Annotated in this window: 17 protein-coding genes and 1 pseudogene; 4 read left to right on the top strand and 14 right to left on the bottom strand. The window is 67.8% G+C overall.

What is annotated here, in order from left to right; all coding sequences use genetic code 11:
* Window positions 1-3 precede the first annotated feature (3 nt).
* Complete coding sequence (locus ACIRR9_RS11295) at window positions 4-975, bottom strand: phosphotriesterase (protein ID WP_403749983.1); 972 nt, start codon at window positions 973-975, stop codon at window positions 4-6.
* Window positions 976-1,524: 549 nt separating this feature from the next.
* Complete coding sequence (locus ACIRR9_RS11290; protein WP_403749981.1) at window positions 1,525-2,298, bottom strand: oxidoreductase; 774 nt, start codon at window positions 2,296-2,298, stop codon at window positions 1,525-1,527.
* 44 nt (window positions 2,299-2,342) lie between these two features.
* Here ACIRR9_RS11290 and ACIRR9_RS11285 point away from each other — a divergent pair, with 44 nt between their 5' ends.
* Window positions 2,343-3,014: a TetR/AcrR family transcriptional regulator gene (locus tag ACIRR9_RS11285; protein ID WP_403749978.1), complete on the top strand. Its 672-nt coding sequence runs from the start codon at window positions 2,343-2,345 to the stop codon at window positions 3,012-3,014.
* A 157-nt stretch (window positions 3,015-3,171) separates the two neighbouring features.
* Here the strand turns inward: ACIRR9_RS11285 and ACIRR9_RS11280 are convergent, their stop codons facing one another.
* Window positions 3,172-3,831, bottom strand: a complete 660-nt coding sequence (locus ACIRR9_RS11280) for a TetR/AcrR family transcriptional regulator (protein ID WP_403749975.1) — start codon at window positions 3,829-3,831, stop codon at window positions 3,172-3,174.
* A 104-nt stretch (window positions 3,832-3,935) separates the two neighbouring features.
* Here ACIRR9_RS11280 and ACIRR9_RS11275 point away from each other — a divergent pair, with 104 nt between their 5' ends.
* Window positions 3,936-4,496 (top strand): VOC family protein, encoded by a 561-nt coding sequence (locus ACIRR9_RS11275; protein ID WP_403749972.1) that lies wholly within the window; start codon window positions 3,936-3,938, stop codon window positions 4,494-4,496.
* 183 nt (window positions 4,497-4,679) lie between these two features.
* Here ACIRR9_RS11275 and ACIRR9_RS11270 read toward each other — a convergent pair whose 3' ends face one another.
* The 7 genes from ACIRR9_RS11270 to ACIRR9_RS11240 form a co-directional block, all read right to left on the bottom strand.
* Window positions 4,680-5,318 carry a TetR/AcrR family transcriptional regulator gene (locus tag ACIRR9_RS11270; protein ID WP_403749970.1) on the bottom strand — a complete coding sequence of 213 codons (639 nt, stop codon included), beginning with the start codon at window positions 5,316-5,318 and terminating at the stop codon, window positions 4,680-4,682.
* A 47-nt stretch (window positions 5,319-5,365) separates the two neighbouring features.
* Complete coding sequence (locus ACIRR9_RS11265; RefSeq protein WP_403750525.1) at window positions 5,366-5,707, bottom strand: aldehyde dehydrogenase family protein; 342 nt, start codon at window positions 5,705-5,707, stop codon at window positions 5,366-5,368.
* A gap of 33 nt (window positions 5,708-5,740) precedes the next feature.
* The gene (locus ACIRR9_RS11260; protein WP_403750523.1) at window positions 5,741-6,661 is read right to left on the bottom strand and encodes an NmrA family NAD(P)-binding protein; all 921 of its coding nucleotides are present in this window, start codon (window positions 6,659-6,661) and stop codon (window positions 5,741-5,743) included.
* A 66-nt stretch (window positions 6,662-6,727) separates the two neighbouring features.
* Window positions 6,728-7,525 (bottom strand): SDR family NAD(P)-dependent oxidoreductase, encoded by a 798-nt coding sequence (locus tag ACIRR9_RS11255; RefSeq protein WP_403749968.1) that lies wholly within the window; start codon window positions 7,523-7,525, stop codon window positions 6,728-6,730.
* A gap of 217 nt (window positions 7,526-7,742) precedes the next feature.
* Window positions 7,743-8,396: a TetR/AcrR family transcriptional regulator gene (locus tag ACIRR9_RS11250; protein ID WP_403749965.1), complete on the bottom strand. Its 654-nt coding sequence runs from the start codon at window positions 8,394-8,396 to the stop codon at window positions 7,743-7,745.
* 497 nt (window positions 8,397-8,893) lie between these two features.
* Entirely contained in the window at window positions 8,894-9,436 is a 543-nt protein-coding gene (locus tag ACIRR9_RS11245) for a VOC family protein (RefSeq protein WP_403749962.1), read from the bottom strand.
* Window positions 9,411-10,877 carry an amidohydrolase family protein gene (locus ACIRR9_RS11240; RefSeq protein ID WP_403749959.1) on the bottom strand — a complete coding sequence of 489 codons (1,467 nt, stop codon included), beginning with the start codon at window positions 10,875-10,877 and terminating at the stop codon, window positions 9,411-9,413. Before ACIRR9_RS11240 ends, ACIRR9_RS11245 begins: the two co-directional genes overlap by 26 nt.
* A gap of 36 nt (window positions 10,878-10,913) precedes the next feature.
* Between ACIRR9_RS11240 and ACIRR9_RS11235 the strand changes: the two genes are divergently transcribed.
* Window positions 10,914-11,063 carry a hypothetical protein gene (locus ACIRR9_RS11235; protein ID WP_403749956.1) on the top strand — a complete coding sequence of 50 codons (150 nt, stop codon included), beginning with the start codon at window positions 10,914-10,916 and terminating at the stop codon, window positions 11,061-11,063.
* A 209-nt stretch (window positions 11,064-11,272) separates the two neighbouring features.
* On the opposite strand, the gene ACIRR9_RS11230 is transcribed toward ACIRR9_RS11235, so the two are convergent.
* Window positions 11,273-12,205: a helix-turn-helix domain-containing protein gene (locus tag ACIRR9_RS11230; RefSeq protein WP_403749953.1), complete on the bottom strand. Its 933-nt coding sequence runs from the start codon at window positions 12,203-12,205 to the stop codon at window positions 11,273-11,275.
* A 42-nt stretch (window positions 12,206-12,247) separates the two neighbouring features.
* On the opposite strand from ACIRR9_RS11230, the pseudogene ACIRR9_RS11225 reads away from it, so the two are divergent.
* Window positions 12,248-12,481, top strand: a pseudogene (locus tag ACIRR9_RS11225) (cupin domain-containing protein); the annotation flags it as partial.
* Window positions 12,482-12,529: 48 nt separating this feature from the next.
* Here ACIRR9_RS11225 and ACIRR9_RS11220 read toward each other — a convergent pair.
* The 3 genes from ACIRR9_RS11220 to ACIRR9_RS11210 all read right to left on the bottom strand — a co-directional run bounded on the left by ACIRR9_RS11220 (window position 12,530) and on the right by ACIRR9_RS11210 (window position 15,199).
* Window positions 12,530-12,799, bottom strand: coding sequence for a PTS transporter subunit EIIB (locus ACIRR9_RS11220; RefSeq protein ID WP_403749950.1), 270 nt, complete (start codon window positions 12,797-12,799; stop codon window positions 12,530-12,532).
* Window positions 12,786-13,667, bottom strand: coding sequence for a PRD domain-containing protein (locus ACIRR9_RS11215; protein ID WP_403749947.1), 882 nt, complete (start codon window positions 13,665-13,667; stop codon window positions 12,786-12,788). Before ACIRR9_RS11215 ends, ACIRR9_RS11220 begins: the two co-directional genes overlap by 14 nt.
* 95 nt (window positions 13,668-13,762) lie before the next feature.
* On the bottom strand, window positions 13,763-15,199 hold the full coding sequence (locus ACIRR9_RS11210; RefSeq protein WP_403749945.1) for a glycoside hydrolase family 1 protein: 1,437 nt from the start codon (window positions 15,197-15,199) through the stop codon (window positions 13,763-13,765).
* Between the last annotated feature and the right edge of the window lie 26 nt (window positions 15,200-15,225).

Genomic DNA, 15,225 nt, shown 5'->3' with positions numbered 1-15,225 from the left:
CGTTCACCTCGTGGGGGTGGAGTCGAAGTGCCGGCGGGGGTTGTCCACCAGCATCGTGGTGAGCTGTTCCTCAGACACGCCGGCCTCGCGCAGAGCGGGCAGCACGTCGTCGTGGATGTGGTTGAAGTGCCAGTTCGGCGCGATCTCCTCGCGCAGTCCCGGCGGGAACCAGTCGATGTGGCAGGAGGCGTCCTGCGCCAGCACCAGCCGGTCCGCGTATCCCTCCGCGGTCAGTTGCGCGACCGTGGCCACTCGCTGATCCCCGGGGAGCAGCACGTCCACGCCGAACCGGTCCATCCCGAGCAGCGACCCGTTGTCGATCAGCTTGTGCAGGTAGTCCAGGTCCGCGGTGTCCCCGCTGTGGCCGATCACCACCCTGCTCAGGTCCACCCCCTCCCGACGGAAGATCTCCTGGGCGACCAGGCCGGACCGGTGCGGTGCGCTGGTGTGCACGGTGATCGGTACCCCTGTGCGCTTGTGCGCTTCGGCGACGGCGTTCATCGCGCGCTCGACGCCGGGAGAAAGCTCGTCCTCGATCGCGCACTTGAGGAATGCGGCCTTGATCCCGGTCTCTGCGATGCCCTCCGTGATGTCCCGGACGAACATGTCGACCATGGGTTCAGGGCCGTCGAACATCGTGCCCGGGCCGGTGAAGTGGAAGAAGAAGGGCACGTCCCGGTAGGTGTACAGGCCGGTGGCCACGATGATGTTGAGATCCACTTCGGCGTTGATCCGTGCGACGCGCTCGACATCCCGGCCGAGCCCCAGGACGGTCGGGTCGACGATCGTCCGGACGCCCCGCTCGGTCAGTGCCCGCAGTCGGCGAACGGCGTCCTCCACCCGCTGCTTCTCGTCCCACAGCTGCGGATAGTTGCGCCGGATCTCCTCGCTGAGGACGAACACGTGCTCATGCATGAGGGTCACGCCCAAGTCATCGACTTGTACTGGACCGCGAACCGTCTCCACCTGGCCCATGAGCTGCTCCCGTCTCCGTTGACGTGACCGGAACCGTACTCGAACCTGACGTCAGATTCAATTGTTTTTCTTGTGAGGCCCAGACGATGAATGCCTGCTGGACGTGCATCTGTTGCGAATCTCATCTATGGATGCAATTTGTGCGCGCGACGTACGGCGTCCCGTGGAGTCCCTGCCGACCGGCCCGTTTCCCTGACAGGCCAGCCACCACCAAGGGCAGTCTGCGAGAACCGCAAGCTGCCCCTGTGCCTCTGCCGTAAGAGCGTCCGCAGGACCCAGCACTCGTCGGCCCGGTACGGGTCTCTCCTTGAGAGACGACGATGGCCACCCCGCTCCTTGCGCTGACCAGAAGCCAGGCTCCAACCTGCGTGGCCTCGTACGCGGCGCAGGCAGGGCCCACACTTGCGCGACCCGCACAGCGCTGACGAGATCGATGACGGCGAGGGCGAGTAGCGGTCGGCCGTACAGCCGCAAGGGGCGTCCGAAGACACGTTCAAGTCTTCGGACGTTGCGCCGTGCCGCCGTGAGGGAAGCGCGCGGCCCTCAGGTTCACACCACAGGGATGATGCCTCCGTCGACCCGGAATTCGGCTCCGGTGAGCCACTTGGCGCGTGGGGAGGCGAGGAAGGCGATCATCTCCGCCACATCCTCGGGCTCGCCGGGCCGTCCCATCGGCACGTTCAGATGTTTCACGATCTGCTGTTGCGTCTCTTCCAGGCCGATGCCCTGGCCGTCCGCGATCTGCTGGAGATGTTCAATGGTGCCGGCGGTGGCGACGAAGCCGGGAAGTACGCGCACCACCCGCACACCGTGTTCGCCGACCTCGGTGGCAAGCTCACGGCTGTAGGCGTTGAGAGCCGCCTTTGCCGCCGCATAGGACGCATCGGCCCGCTGCGGCAGCCGGCTCGCTATCGATGAGACGTGCACCACCACACCGGAACCCTGTGCGACCATCCCCGGGACCAGGGCCCGGTCCAGCCGGACAGCGGCGAGCAGATTCATCTCCAGATCGGCCAGCCATGACTCGTCCGACCGCTGCAGCGTCGGCACCGGCCCGCTGGACGCGCCCGCGTTGTTGACCAGGACATCCACGCCGCCGAAGGTGTCGAGCACCCGTCGGCCAAGCTCTGCGACACCCTGCTCGGTCGCGAGATCGGCCTGGATGAACGCGGCCGGAGAGCTCTCTGGCGGTGCAGTACGTGAGGCGGTCAGCACCTTCGCACCGGCTGCGGCGAAGCGGCGCGCGGTTGCCTCCCCCAGACCGCGGCTGCCACCGGTGACCAGCACGCGCAGGCCGCTCAGCCCCTCGTCGGGAACAGTCATCGTGTCACTCCTCAACTAAGGTGAACCTGACTCCGGAAACTATCATGAACCCGATTCACCTTACGGGGGTACTGTTGCCCACACCACGTCCGCTGCGCGCCGACGCCCAGCGCAACCGGCAGGCTCTGCTCACCGCGGCGCGCGACGCCTTCCTGTCCGGTGAAGCCGATATCCACGTGGAAGAAGTCGCCCGGCGTGCCGGCGTCGCAGTCGGCACGCTCTACCGCCACTTCGCCACTCGCGAGGCCCTTGTCGAGGAGGTCTACCGGCAAGAGGTCGACGAACTGTGCGCGGCCCCCGAGGGGCTTCTCGCCCGTCACGCTCCGGAAGAGGCGCTGCGGCAGTTCCTCCTGCTGCTGGTGGAGCACGCGGCAGTCGGGAAAGGCATGGTGACCACGCTGGCGAGCATCATGGCCACCGACTCACCGGCCTTCGACAGCGCCCGTGCCCGGATGGCCGCAGCGCTCGACCAACTGCTCTCCGCAGGCGCAGCGGCCGGCGTCATCCGCTCCGACACAGCCGGGAAAACGCTCCTGCGCGCCCTGGGCGGCATCTGCCAGCTGCATGCTGCGGACGACTGGCGGGACGAGGCCATACACATCACAGCCCTCCTGTTCGACGGCCTGCGATACGGCAGCGAAACGGCCTGCCAAGACGAGGAGTGGCCGCGCTCGCAGCCAGGCACGGAGTCCCGTCGACCTCCGCAACGAAGGTGACATCGGCGAGATCACTGCCCAGGCACACCCCAGCCCTACGCTGGCACGGCCCGGCATCGACGCCCATCGCCAGCTTCTCGCCGGTGTGCTGACCGGAACCCCCGCACTGTGCCCAGCGGGCAGGCGTGGCAGTCCACCATGCTCAGGGCCGGGTGCATCAGGGCGCGCTGCCGGAGGGCTCCTGCCGCTTGCCGTGCGGGCGACTTCCCATCCCTTCGATGCCGGCGAGGACGACATCGACGATGTACTCGATGTCACGCTCACCAAGCCGCTTGTTTTCAAAGAGGGAAGCGTTGTGGATCGCGCTGACGAGCATCGCGTGTACGACGTCAACGTTCACGTCCGGGGGAAGCTCTCCGCGCGCGACGGCCCGGCTGTAGATGGTCTTCTCCCGCTCGGCCTTCTCCCTGCTTATCGTCTCCGCGATCTGCGCGAGATCGTCGCAAGGCGAGCCGCGGAACAGGACACGGAACAGCGCGCGCCCCGTCGGCGAATCGGTGCACTCCCTGAGTGCGCTCAGCAAAGCGACCAGATCCTGACGGATGCTCCCGGAGTCCTCGGGGGTCGGCTGCGTGCCGGCCAGGCTCTCCAGCGCCGCCTGTGCCAGATCACGCTTCGTCGGCCAACGCCGGTAGATCGTCACCTTGTTGACTCGGGCCCGCTCGGCCACCCGTTCCACCGACAGCTTCTCGTAGCCGACGCGGCCTAGCTCGACGAGCGTCGTGTCGAGGACATTCGCGACCAGTTGTGTGCCGCGGACCTGCTTCATGGGCTCAGAAGTCGCCCGGACCCCGGTCTTCTCGCGTCTGGCAGCCATGTCCAGATGCTAACGCCAACCGCCATAAAGCAACCATTCAGTTGCGTTGAACATCGGAGCAGGGTACGAATAAAGCAACCACATTGTTGCTATTGGAGGGCATCATGCAGACCGCGCCCGGCGCCACCACCCAGTTCGCCTTCGTGACCACCGATATCGACCGGGCCGTCAGCCATTGGGTGGACGGCCTCGGGGCGGGGCCCTTCTACCGGCTGGAGTTCCCCGTCACCTTCGGGGAGCGTCAGTACCGCGGCAAGCCCGCCGAGGACAGCATCGTCGTGGCGCTCGGCTTCACAGGCAACACCATGATCGAGATCATCCAGCCGACCAACGACGCACCCTCGGTGTTCCAGGAGGTCCTGCGAGAGCAAGGCGATCTCGCCCTGCACCATGTGCAGCCGAACATCCGACCGACATCGCCCGGTGACTACGACGCCGCCCGTGCCAGGTACGAGGAGCTCCGCTACGATCCCGCACTGGTCATGGTGCTGCCAGGGGGAGGCCGCTGCACCATCTTCGATGCCCGATCGCGGGTCGGCTCCTTCGTCGAGCTGTCCGAGTTCACCGCCGATGACTGCCGCGGTATGGAATTCATGCGCGCCGCGCACGAGACATGGGACGGCCAGCGTCCGATCCGGGACTACGCGGAGAGCGCGACGCACTGAGAACGCCCGCCTCCCACCTAAGCTGGCGGCGGACGCAATGGACGTTGCGGACGCCAGACCAGGACGATCGGCTCGCCGAGTTGCTGGCGAGCCGCGATGAGCAGGTCGCAGTAGTCGGTTCCCGCGAAGCTGCGGCGCCCGCCGCTCTTCTGGTCCCGTCCGGGTGGACGAATGGCCGGTAGATCAGCCGGGAGCGTTTACTCTTTCTCGCCCCCCTGTTGCTGGCATGGACCAACAACACCTCGTCGGCGACAGCGCCCTGCCCGCCCTGCGCCGCCCGCTCGAACCGGTTACCGGACGCACTGAGGCGCTGCCGGAACCGGCCCACGGATCTCCCGGACCGGCTCGCCGGGCTCTGGCGAGAAGGCCGGGTACGTCCGAAAGATCGTGTCGGAATCCTGCACCCCCCCGAGTTCGGGGCGGGCTCGAATCCCTCAGACCGGGGATGCAGATCAGGCCTGCCGGACGCCGTCGCGTGGATGTGGAGTTCGATCTGAGCGGTGAACAGGACCTCTCGTCGGTCGTGACGGCGAGCGCAGGTAGCGGGGCAGTCGTGGCTCTTCGCGGGCCATGTTCGCGTAGAGGGCGGCGTCGTCTTTGCGGCGGGTGTCGGCGTCGAGGGACTTCCGCATGGCGTCCACGGTTGTCGCGGAAGTGCCGGTACAGCGCGGTGGCCGCCACACCGAGCCGGCCGCCCAGCACCCGGAAGCTGACTCCGGCGGGCCCTTCGGCGGTGCTGATCTCCACCGCGGCTTCGATGATCTCCCCTCGAGTGAGCGCCCCGCTTCGACGTCGCCCTCGTACGGTCTCCGTTTCCCCCATGCGCTGTCCCTCCAAGTACGTGCCCTGCCCTGCGCGCGCATCTCTGTTCAATCCTCGGCAAGCCACGTTCCGTCTCCCTGCTGGAGCAGTGAGCCTCCTCGGGCTGGCCACCTATCAGGTGACGGTTCATGCAGCGCAACGAGCGAGGCCCCAGGGCTGTTGATCGAGATGTCTGACGTCTCAACCACATTGCTCGGGGACCTCGATGGCGGTTGGAGGAGATATGCGCGAAGCGCGCCGGCCACGAACCGGAAGGTGTCGACGGTCCGGGAGACTTCGTCCCGCGACATCGCCAGCGGATTGCCGGCGTTCGCCGACCCCAGCCTTGCCAGGAGTTCGGCGTTTTGGGCCACCTGGTCGGCGATGAGCGGAAGGCCAGCCCAGCGGATGCTTTGAGGCTGGCCTTCCGACCGCGGGAGCTGTCAGGGGCGGCGCGGGACGTCGAAGAGTTCCGCATGGGCGTCGGCCCAGTCGGTGAAGGAGGTCGGCTTGATGCCCCAGGAGCGGTGGATCTCCTCAGGGCGGGCCGCGGCGTAGCCGACCTTGTTCACCCATTCCTGGCTGTGGGCGACGCCCGGGATCATCCCGTCGTTCACCGCATCGGAGACAGTGAGCGTCCGTTGGGTGACTGTGGTGCCGGTCGCGGTGCTGATGGCGTCGGCGATGGCGTCGATGCCCAGTTCGTCGCCGCAGAGCTCGATGCTCTGCCGGTCGAAGCGGTCCGGTTCGGCGAGTGCGGCCACGGTGAAGCGGGCGATGTCGACGACGCTGACCAGCTGGAGCGGCACGTCCACGGCATGAACTGAGTCGAGGCGGCCCTGGGACAGCCAGGGGAACATGTGGTGCGCCTTGGGCGGCAGGAAGTTCTCCATCAGGGCGACCGGCCGCAGCAGAACCCATCGCTTGAGCGTGGAGGTGCGCAGGCGGGCCTCGATGCGCAGGCGGGCGGCGGCGTATTCGTCCGCGGTGTAGCCGGTGCCGTAGTCGCCGGTGACGAGGTGGCGTTCGAGGGCGGCGACCGTGGTCTGTACGAATATCTCCACGCCCGCTCGTTCCGCGCTTGAGATGAGGAACGTGCCGAGGTCTGCCTTGACGAGTTCGTCGCCGTACGGGCCGACGGGTACGGCGAGGACGGCGGTGACACCGGCCATGGCCTGGTCGACGGTCTCCTGGTCGGCGACGTCGCCCTGTATGTACGTGGCGCCGAGCTCGGCGAGGTACTGGGCCCGCGGCGAGTCGGGGCTTGCGGCATCGAGGGCGCGGACGGCGTGCCCAGCCTCGCGCATGTGACGGATGGCTGCGGCACCCTGGTCGCCGGCCGCGCCGGTCACCAGGACGGTCATGTTGCTCACGGTGTGCTCTTTCGGTGGATACGTGCGGAGGGGCGAGACAAGGGACGGCAGGCTGGCTCAGGCCAAGGCCGCGCGCATGTCGGCGACATAGGGCTGGTGGGCCAGCAGGCCACCGTCCACCTGCAGGACCTGGCCCGTGATGTAGGTGGCGTCCTCGGACGCGAGGAACACCACGGCCCCGGCGATGTCCTCCGGCAGCCCCAGGCGCGGGGTCAGGGCGTGGCGCAGCATGACGTCGGTGATCCCGCCGTGCGTCGAACCGGCCGTGGCCGGGGTCGCGACAAATCCGGGGCTGATGGCGTTGGCCCGGACGCCGTCCTTGCCGTACTGCGTGGCGGTGTACTGGGTCAATGCAATGACGGCCGCCTTGGAGGCGCCGTAGGCGGGGTTGCTCACGTCGCCGACCAGGCCGGAGTCGGAGACGGTGTTGATCACGCAGCCGCCTGTCTCGATGAGGTGAGGCAGGGCGGCCTGGGTGGCGACCATCGTGCCGCGCACGTTGATCGCCATGGTCTGGTCCCAGATCTCGGGGTCGGCCTCCAGCACCGGCAGATCGAACCGCGCGGACAGGTGGGTGGCCGCGGCATTGTTGTGCAGGACATCCAGTCGCCCGAAGGCGTCGACGGCCGACCGCACGGCGGCCCGGACCGAATCGCTGTCCGCGAGGTCGACCCGCACGGCGATCGCCTCGCCGCCCGCCTCCCGGATGGCCTGGGTGATCTTCTCGGCGCCTTCGAGGTTGATGTCGGCGACCACGGTGCGGGCGCCTTCCCGGGCAACGCGCAGGGCGGTCGCCGCGCCGATCCCGGATGCCGCGCCGGTGATGATCGCGGTCTTGTCGTTGAGCTTGGTCATGGGGGGTGCCTGCTTCCTTGAGGGCACGGTGGAAGGCATGCGCCGCTGGTGACGGCTGCCATTACTCGAAACTGTAACGTATCGAGACGGCACAGTCTCGTGTTGCGGGCGTGGTGATGCCGACACGACTGCTTCGCTGCGCAACCAGTACGAGGGTGAAAAAGGAGGACCCGGCAAGATGCCGGGTCCATGGGGAGGGTGCCTGCTTGGGATGTGATCAGCGCGTCAGGTGCGCTGGCGTGATGAGTGGCATCAGGACCTGGTCCACGATGCGTTCGATGTCCTCGGGGCCCAGCGGACGGTCGTCGCACAGGGGCTGCTGAACCATCAGGGCGATCGCTGCCGTGATCTCCAGGCGGCCCGGCTCCAGTAGCCGCTCGGTGCGGGACCCGTCGAGTTCGCCGCGCTCCTCCGCTCGGTGCAGGCATCCGCTGATCCCGTCGCGTTGAGCAGTGGCGTATCGCTCGCGCAGGGCGGAGGTCACCCGAGGGTGGCTGCGTGTGGTGGCCAGCAGGACGGCGGTCAGGCGGTGGCCGCGGCCCCCCTTGCACCCGGAGGTAGCCGTCAAGGTGCCCACCAGGTCGTCCCGCAGACGCGGGGGGTGAGGAACGTCGGCCGGATCGACGGCGAGGTCGAGTGTCTCCAAGGCGTCTGCCACCAGGTCCTCGCGGGAGGCCCAGCGGCGGTACACCGTGGCCTTTCCGACCTCGGCGCGAGCGGCCACGCCGTCCATCGTGAGGTCCGCGTAGCCGCGTTCCGCGAGCAGGTCCAGGGTTGCCTCGATGATGCGCGCATCCCGGGTGACATCCCGCGCCGGTCCGTGCGCAGCCGCCGGACGCCGACGTCCCCTCACGGTCCCTGTCTCACTCACACCTGGCACCGTACCGTATCGAGACGCTGCCGTTTCGGGTGAAGGCTCTCGATGACGTCTTCGATACGCCGATCACGGTGCACCTGACGCCGGCGCCGCCTTGCCAGTGTTCTCCGGAGGACAGCGAGGGCGCTACCGGCGTCGCGCTTGATCCGCGGCGCGAAGGTGTCGGACCGCCAGTTGGGCTCCGGTCGCGGCGGCAATACGGCCCGAGCCCTTCGGGCCGCTGCCGTGCAACGCACCGCCCCGGAGCAGGAGCAGCGTCTGACGTCCCGAACGCAGACGTCGGCAGCCCGCAGGAAGGCCTGCTCCTTCCGGCGGGCTGCCGGTGCGCAAGCGGACAGCTCCTGTGGCGGCCGTGGCCGTGGCGGCTCCATCGGCCCGCTGCATCGGCTCACGGAGCTGCCGCGCCGCTGCTCGCGGCCATACGGAAGATCAGCCAGGAGCCGTGAGGGGGACGGCGTGCGGCACCCTCGAGTCGCACGCCGTCGCCCGGTTCACGGCTGGTCCTTGTTCTCCTTAAGCGTCAGGTCCGTGTCGAAGATGTGCTGCATCATCTCGTCGTCGATCTCGGTACGGCCTGTGAAGTCCGTCTTGGGATCGCCGAACAGCGTGGCGTTCCCGCCCGCCACTCCCTGCTGGATCTCCCACCAGTTGCCGTCGAGATCGGAGAAGTAGAAGGAGTACATCCCGTGCTGGTCCGTCGGCTTGTGGATCCGCCCGAGACCGTACTCCTCCTTGACCGCGACCAGGTTCTCGTACGCCTTGTCGACGGCGTCACGGGTACCGACGTCGATGCCGTTGTGGTCGAACATGCCCATACTGCTGGGCTCACCCGTCTCCACCACGACGTACACATGGCCCGAGCCCTTGCGGATGTTCAACGACACGGTGCTGACCTGGATGACCTCGAGACCGAGTACCTCCTCGTAGAACCGGCGCGAGGCCTGCAGGTCGAGGGAGGTCAACGTCCCGTGGGAGATCAGCGAGGCGTCGATCAGCGGGGTGTCGGTCTTACAACTGGTGGTGATCTGCGGCATTACGGATTCCTTCCTGTATCGATCCGCACGGGCGCATGGCCGGGTGCGGGCGGGCCGCTTGTGGCGGCAGCTCCGATTCGGCTCGCCAGTAGAGGTGATCGACGGTTTCCTCGACACGGCGACGGACGTCGTCCAGGTCCGCGACGAGCCGGCCGTTGCGCTTGACCGGTTTCCCTTCGACCAGGACGGTGTCGATGTCGCTCGTGTTCGCGTGGAAGACCAGGGCGGCGAGGGGATGGATCACCGGCATCATGTTCGGCGAAGTGGTCGAGATGAACAGCAGGTCGGCCACCTTGCCGGGTTCTATGGACCCCAGTCGGTGGCCCTGCCCGATCGCGCGAGCGCCTTGCAGCGTGGCGAAGTCGAACACATCGTTGAGCGTGAGTTTGTAGTCCGCCGGCCGGGGCTCGAACTTGTTCTTGGTGATGGTGCGCTCGACGTCGAAGGCACAGCGCATCTGGGAGAAGAAGTCCTCCGAGGCACCAATCGTCCCGTCGATGCTCAGGCTGGGCCGGACTCCCGCAGCGAGCAGACGGCCTGTCGGCGGGGCCGCGAACGATTCGACGTGCGCATCGATCTGGGGAGACACGGAGGCGGTGCCGCCGGTGTCGGCGATCAGCTGCATCTCGTGATCCGTGGCGCCGATGAGGTGCACATAGGTGATGTCGTCACCCATGAGACCCGCCTTGTGCATGGCTTCGAGTGTGGGGAAGGGAGCCGTGCCGTCGGGACCCAGCGAGTTGAGGTGGGTGGAGATGCGCATGCCCAGCTCACGCGCGATCTCGTACTCCCTTCCGCATGCCTCCAGCGATATGAAGAAGGGCGGTTCGAGCCCTAGGTAACAGGACGACACCAGTGCGTCGTCGTCGGGCAGGATCTGCCTTATGCGGTTCGCCGCTTCAAAGGTGCGCGGCTGGTCGTAGTAGCGGGGAATGTCGAAGAGACGGTCTCCCACATAGCCGTGCCCGAAGATGCTCCGACCCCCGGCATCCCGCAGCGCCTGGATACCGGCGTCCTCCATGGCCGTGGTCGACACGTTGTGCGCCCAGTCAAGAACGGTGGTGACGCCGGCGTCGAGAGCGGTCAGCCGGCCCAGGAGCGTGGCCGCGTAGATGTCCTCGGGACGGAACCGCATCGAGTAGGCGCCGTAGAGGCTCGTGAAGACCTCCAGCAGGCTCATGTCGTACACGAAGCCCTTGTGCACTGTCTGCCACAGATGCCGATGGGTGTCGATGAAGCCCGCGCAGACGATGTAGTCCGTGCCGTCGACGATCTCGGCATCGGTCACGTCAAGCTGGGGCGCGACTTCGACGATACGGCCTTCGCGGATGAGGAGGTCACCGCGGAAAACGCCGTCGTTCGTACCCGTGACGAGAATGGCCTGCCTGACAAGTGTTGATCCCGCCTCGTCGAACCGCGCGTCGTGCAGGTCGCGCGCCATTTCCTCGGTCTGAGCCACTGCCGGTCCTCTCTGGGTGTGTGTCGGAACGCCGCGCAGCAGTACGACGTCGACGTCCGCGACATCCTCACGGAGTGCGGCGAGCGGCGACTGGTCGGCGGCCAGGAGGACATGATCATCGACATCGCCCTCAACCTGGTCGCGGCGCGGGAGGTGTCACCGGTCTGAGCCGGCGCAGTTCGTCGGCGCCTGAGAGCAGGGTCCACGACTGGCCGGGGTCGCGCACACGACGCCTTCGACATCGTCCCCGGCAGTCGCACGCTTGCGGGCTTCCGATGCCCCAACTGCCGGGGCATGGGAAGTCCGCAGCCTGGGCTGTACCCAACCGGTCGCCTCTGTCGACGCCGGGATCCGAACTGGGGGGAGACGGGTGCTCGTCAGTTGTCTGGTGCGGTGGCGCGGTCGCTGTGGTCGTCGGCAGGGTGGGGCTCGTCGTGGGTGGCGGCCCAGCTGGCGAGGAGCTGGAGGGCGTCGTGGTCGGTTGTGTGAGGTGCGGCGCTGTAGGCGGTGAGGGTCACGCCGGGCTGGGCGGGGAGTTCCATGGCGTCGAAGTCCAGGGTGAGGATGCCGACGGCGGGGTGACGGAAGGATTTGCGGCCGGTGTGGTGCAGGCGCACGTCGTGTCTGGCCCAGGCGGTGCGGAACTCCTTGTCGCGGGTGACGAGTTCGCCGATGAGTCCTGTCAGGTCGCTGTCGTGAGGGGCGCGTCCGGCCTCGGTGCGCAGCAGGGCGACGGTGGTGTTGAGGGACGTCTCCCAGTCGGGGAAGAAGTCGCGTCCGCCGGGGTGGAGGAACTGGTAGCGGGCGATGTTGACGGGTCGGGGAGTTCCGTCGGCGAACAGCGGGGAGTACAGGGCGCGGCCGAGGCGGTTGGCGGCGAGGATGTCCAGGCGGCCGTTGCGGATGAACGCCGGGGAGTCGGTCATGGACTCCAGGACGCGCAGGACACTGTCCGGCAACGGGCCGCGGGCCCGCCGGGTGCGGCGGGCGGGGCGTTTGGCGACGGCGCGGGCGAGGTCGTGGAGGTGGGCGTGCTCGGCCTCGTCGAGTTGGAGGGCCTTCGCGACGGCGTCGAGGACTTCCTCCGAGGCTCCGGCGAGGTGCCCGCGCTCCAGACGGACGTAGTAGTCGAGACTGACACCGGCCAGGAAGGCGACTTCCTCGCGGCGTAGGCCCGGCACCCGCCGGTTGCTGCCGTAGGCGGGCAGCCCGGCCTGCTCAGGAGCGATCTTGGCGCGGCGGGAGGCCAGGAAGGCGCGGATCTCGGTCTGGGTGCTCACGTATTCGAGGCTAGGTGGGTCGCCGTGCATGTGGGGGTCCCTGTCAGTACCTGTAACGACGGCCCCTTCCTCATCACCGACGGCGTCGGTCTGGTCGGCACCCGCGACGGCAACGTCGTCCGCGTCCGCGTCGGCGAGACCGTCAAGTGCCCGGCCGGTGAAGAGCGCTGGCACGGCGCCACCGACACCAATCTCATGGCCCACATCGCCTTGCTGGTCGGCGACGGCAACGGCGATGGCACCACCTGGCTGGAGCCGGTCACCGACGAGCAGCACGCCGCGGCGCTCGCCACCGTCGACGACTGACCCTGCGAGCGCCTGGGGAGAGGTGTGCGTTCCCAGTCACGGCGGGCCTTAGTGCGAAGCCACGTCGCCGAGCATGTCCTTCAGTTCGTCGAACAGACGGAAGAGGTCGCGACGTGGGGCGATGTGGAGTTCGTCCAGCTGCCAGACGGCGAGTGCGACGAGGGGGTGCGCGGAGAGGGCCTCGATGTCGGCGGCCGCAGGGTCGCGCAGTCGGAAGCGGAGGCGGACGAAGCAGTGGGTCAGGCGTGTGACGTTCTCCTGGCCGCCGACGGCTCGGAGAATCGCTGCCGCGGACCGGTCGTCGTCAGGCGTCGGCATGGGTTCCTTCCGCTGTGTCGTCCCGTGCGGTCAGTCGGCTGACGTGCAGGGCGAGATAGAGGATCTCCTCCCGGCCGACGTTCCAGGCGAACATCTCCTCCATCTTGAGCGCCAGACGTTCGGCGGTGGCGTACTGGAGCGGCTTGGCCTGGCGGACAGCCTCGCCGATCCCGTCGTCGACGTCCGGTGTCGGCTTGCCGTCGCGGGCGCGCAGGAAGAGGTAGCGCAGGTGGGTGATGAAGCGCGCCGCGGCGAGGGAGTGCTGGTCGATCTCGACGCCGTAGTCCTCGCCGATCATCTCCAGCGCGACCCGCAGCCACTGCGTCATCTGCAGGGTCGCCGCGATGTCGCCCGAACCGGAACCGGAGCCGGACCCGATCTGGGCGTTGACGAAGTGCAGGGCGAGGGGCAAGGCCTCGTCCTCGTTCAGACGGACTCCCAGTCGCTGCTCGATGATGTCCAGGGCCGTTCTGCCCATGGCCGCCTCCGCCGGGTACAGGTTCTCGATCTCCCACTTCAGTGGATACTCGATCTGCGCGCCGGCGCGGGCGCGGGCGAGCGCCAGGTGGACGTGATCCGCGAGAGGCAGCAGCACGTGCTCGCTGATTTTCCCGCCGAGGCGGTCCCGGGCGGCGGCCACGACCTCTTCCATCACCTCGATCTCGTCGAGGGGGATGGCGGCGGCCAGGGCAGCGAGCCGTTCGGCGGGCATCGCCTGCGGTACGAAGTGCCGCTCGACCCGGTCGGAGTCCAGCTGGTCCCCGGGCTTGACCTGGAAGCCGAGCCCGCGGCCCATGAGGACGGTCTCGGCGCCGTGCTCGTCAACGCCGAGGACGACGTTGTTGTTGAACACCTTCTTGACGCGCATCGTTGCGTGAGTCCTATCTGGCCGCGCCCGGGGAGGGGAAACCCGGAGGGGAAGGGTAATGCCTTCCCGGAGCGCGGCCGTGGGCGTTGCCGGGGTCAGGGTCTCCCGTCGCCCCGGCGCAGGCTCGCGCCGTTGCTGCGGATGACGTCGGCGTACCAGTGGAACGACTTCTTCGGGTGGCGGTCGAGGGTGCCGTTGCCGTCGTCGTCGCGGTCGACGTAGATGAAGCCGTAGCGCTTGCTCATCTGCGCGGTGGAGGCGCTGACGAGGTCGATGCAGCCCCACGGCGTGTAGCCGAGGACATCGACGCCGTCGGCGAGGGCTTCGCCGACCTGGATGAGGTGGTCGTTGAGGTAGGCGATGCGGTGGTCGTCGTTCACCGTGGGCCGGCCGTCGACCTCGATCAGCTCGTCCTTGGCGCCCAGGCCGTTCTCGACGATGAACAGCGGCTTCTGCCACCGGTCCCAGAACTGGTTCAGGACGACCCGCAGGCCGACGGGGTCGATCTGCCAGCCCCACTCGGTGTCCTGCAAGGTCGGGTTCTTCACCCCGCCGATGATGTTGCCCTCGCCCGTGGTCCGGTCGGGGGCGGCGGTCTCGCAGATGCTCATGTAGTAGCTGAAGGACACGAAGTCGACGGTGTTCTTGAGGATCTCGCGGTCCTCGTCGGTGATGTCGAGTTCGATGCCGTTCTCGCGCATGTGGCGCAGTGCGTAGCCCGGGTAGGTGCCGCGCACGTGCACGTCGCCGAAGAGCAGGTTGGTGTGGTCTGCGTCCAGTACGGCGAGGACGTCGGCAGGGTCGGGGGTGAGCGGGTAGACGGGGATGGCGAGCACCATGCAGCCCACCTGGATGTCCGGCCGTGTCTCATGGGCGATCCGGGTGGCCAGGGCGCTGGCCACGAGGACGTGGTGGACGGCCTGGAAGAGGTCCTGGCGGGACAGTTCCTCCGGTGGCGTCAGGATCGCGCCGCCGATGATCGGGAAGTGCACGAGCGCGTTGATCTCGTTGAAGGTCAGCCAGTACTTGACGCGGTGGCCGTAGCGGTCGAACAGGACGCGGACGTAGCGCTCGTAGAAGCCGATCATCTTCCGGCTCGTCCAGCCGTTGTACTTCTCCGCGAGGGCCAGTGGCGTCTCGTAGTGGGAGATGGTGACCAGCGGCTCGATGCCGTGCTTCTCCAGCTCGTCCAGGACGCGGTCGTAGAAGGCCAGCCCGGCCTCGTTGGGCAGCTCGTCGTCGCCGTTGGGGAAGATCCGGCTCCAGGCGATGGAGAAGCGGAAGACCTTGAAGCCCATCTCGGCGAAGAGCGCGATGTCCTCGGCGTAGCGGTGGTAGAAGTCGATGCCCTCCAGCTTGAGGTTGTCGGGCGTGGGGCCGGCGGTCCTCGGGCCCATGAGGCCCTTGGGCAGGACGTCCTGGATGGAGACGCCCTTGCCGTCCGCGTTGTGCGCACCCTCGATCTGGTTGGCGGCGGTCGCGCCGCCCCAGAGGAAGGTCTCGGGGAAGGGCTGGGGGGTGGGGGCTGTCATGTGTCTTTCTCCGGATGTCATTGGGG

The sequence above is a fragment of the Streptomyces sp. NPDC101234 genome (assembly GCF_044767525.1).
GTDB lineage: Bacteria > Actinomycetota > Actinomycetes > Streptomycetales > Streptomycetaceae > Streptomyces > Streptomyces sasae.
Note: the sequence above shows the minus strand (reverse complement) of the source record. Positions and strands in the feature narration are given on the sequence as shown.

Coding starts and splice junctions, on each gene's coding strand:
- ACIRR9_RS11260 (WP_403750523.1), bottom strand. CDS start 6,661: ATGACCGTCCTGGTGACCGGCGCGGCCGGCGACCAGGGTGCCGCAGCC.
- ACIRR9_RS11245 (WP_403749962.1), bottom strand. CDS start 9,436: ATGCCGCAGATCACCACCAGTTGTAAGACCGACACCCCGCTGATCGAC.
- ACIRR9_RS11290 (WP_403749981.1), bottom strand. CDS start 2,298: ATGACTGTTCCCGACGAGGGGCTGAGCGGCCTGCGCGTGCTGGTCACC.
- ACIRR9_RS11220 (WP_403749950.1), bottom strand. CDS start 12,799: ATGCCGACGCCTGACGACGACCGGTCCGCGGCAGCGATTCTCCGAGCC.
- ACIRR9_RS11270 (WP_403749970.1), bottom strand. CDS start 5,318: ATGGGGGAAACGGAGACCGTACGAGGGCGACGTCGAAGCGGGGCGCTC.
- ACIRR9_RS11275 (WP_403749972.1), top strand. CDS start 3,936: ATGCAGACCGCGCCCGGCGCCACCACCCAGTTCGCCTTCGTGACCACC.
- ACIRR9_RS11230 (WP_403749953.1), bottom strand. CDS start 12,205: ATGCACGGCGACCCACCTAGCCTCGAATACGTGAGCACCCAGACCGAG.
- ACIRR9_RS11285 (WP_403749978.1), top strand. CDS start 2,343: ATGAACCCGATTCACCTTACGGGGGTACTGTTGCCCACACCACGTCCG.
- ACIRR9_RS11210 (WP_403749945.1), bottom strand. CDS start 15,199: ATGACAGCCCCCACCCCCCAGCCCTTCCCCGAGACCTTCCTCTGGGGC.
- ACIRR9_RS11240 (WP_403749959.1), bottom strand. CDS start 10,877: ATGGCGCGCGACCTGCACGACGCGCGGTTCGACGAGGCGGGATCAACA.
- ACIRR9_RS11280 (WP_403749975.1), bottom strand. CDS start 3,831: ATGGCTGCCAGACGCGAGAAGACCGGGGTCCGGGCGACTTCTGAGCCC.
- ACIRR9_RS11295 (WP_403749983.1), bottom strand. CDS start 975: ATGGGCCAGGTGGAGACGGTTCGCGGTCCAGTACAAGTCGATGACTTG.
- ACIRR9_RS11215 (WP_403749947.1), bottom strand. CDS start 13,667: ATGCGCGTCAAGAAGGTGTTCAACAACAACGTCGTCCTCGGCGTTGAC.
- ACIRR9_RS11255 (WP_403749968.1), bottom strand. CDS start 7,525: ATGACCAAGCTCAACGACAAGACCGCGATCATCACCGGCGCGGCATCC.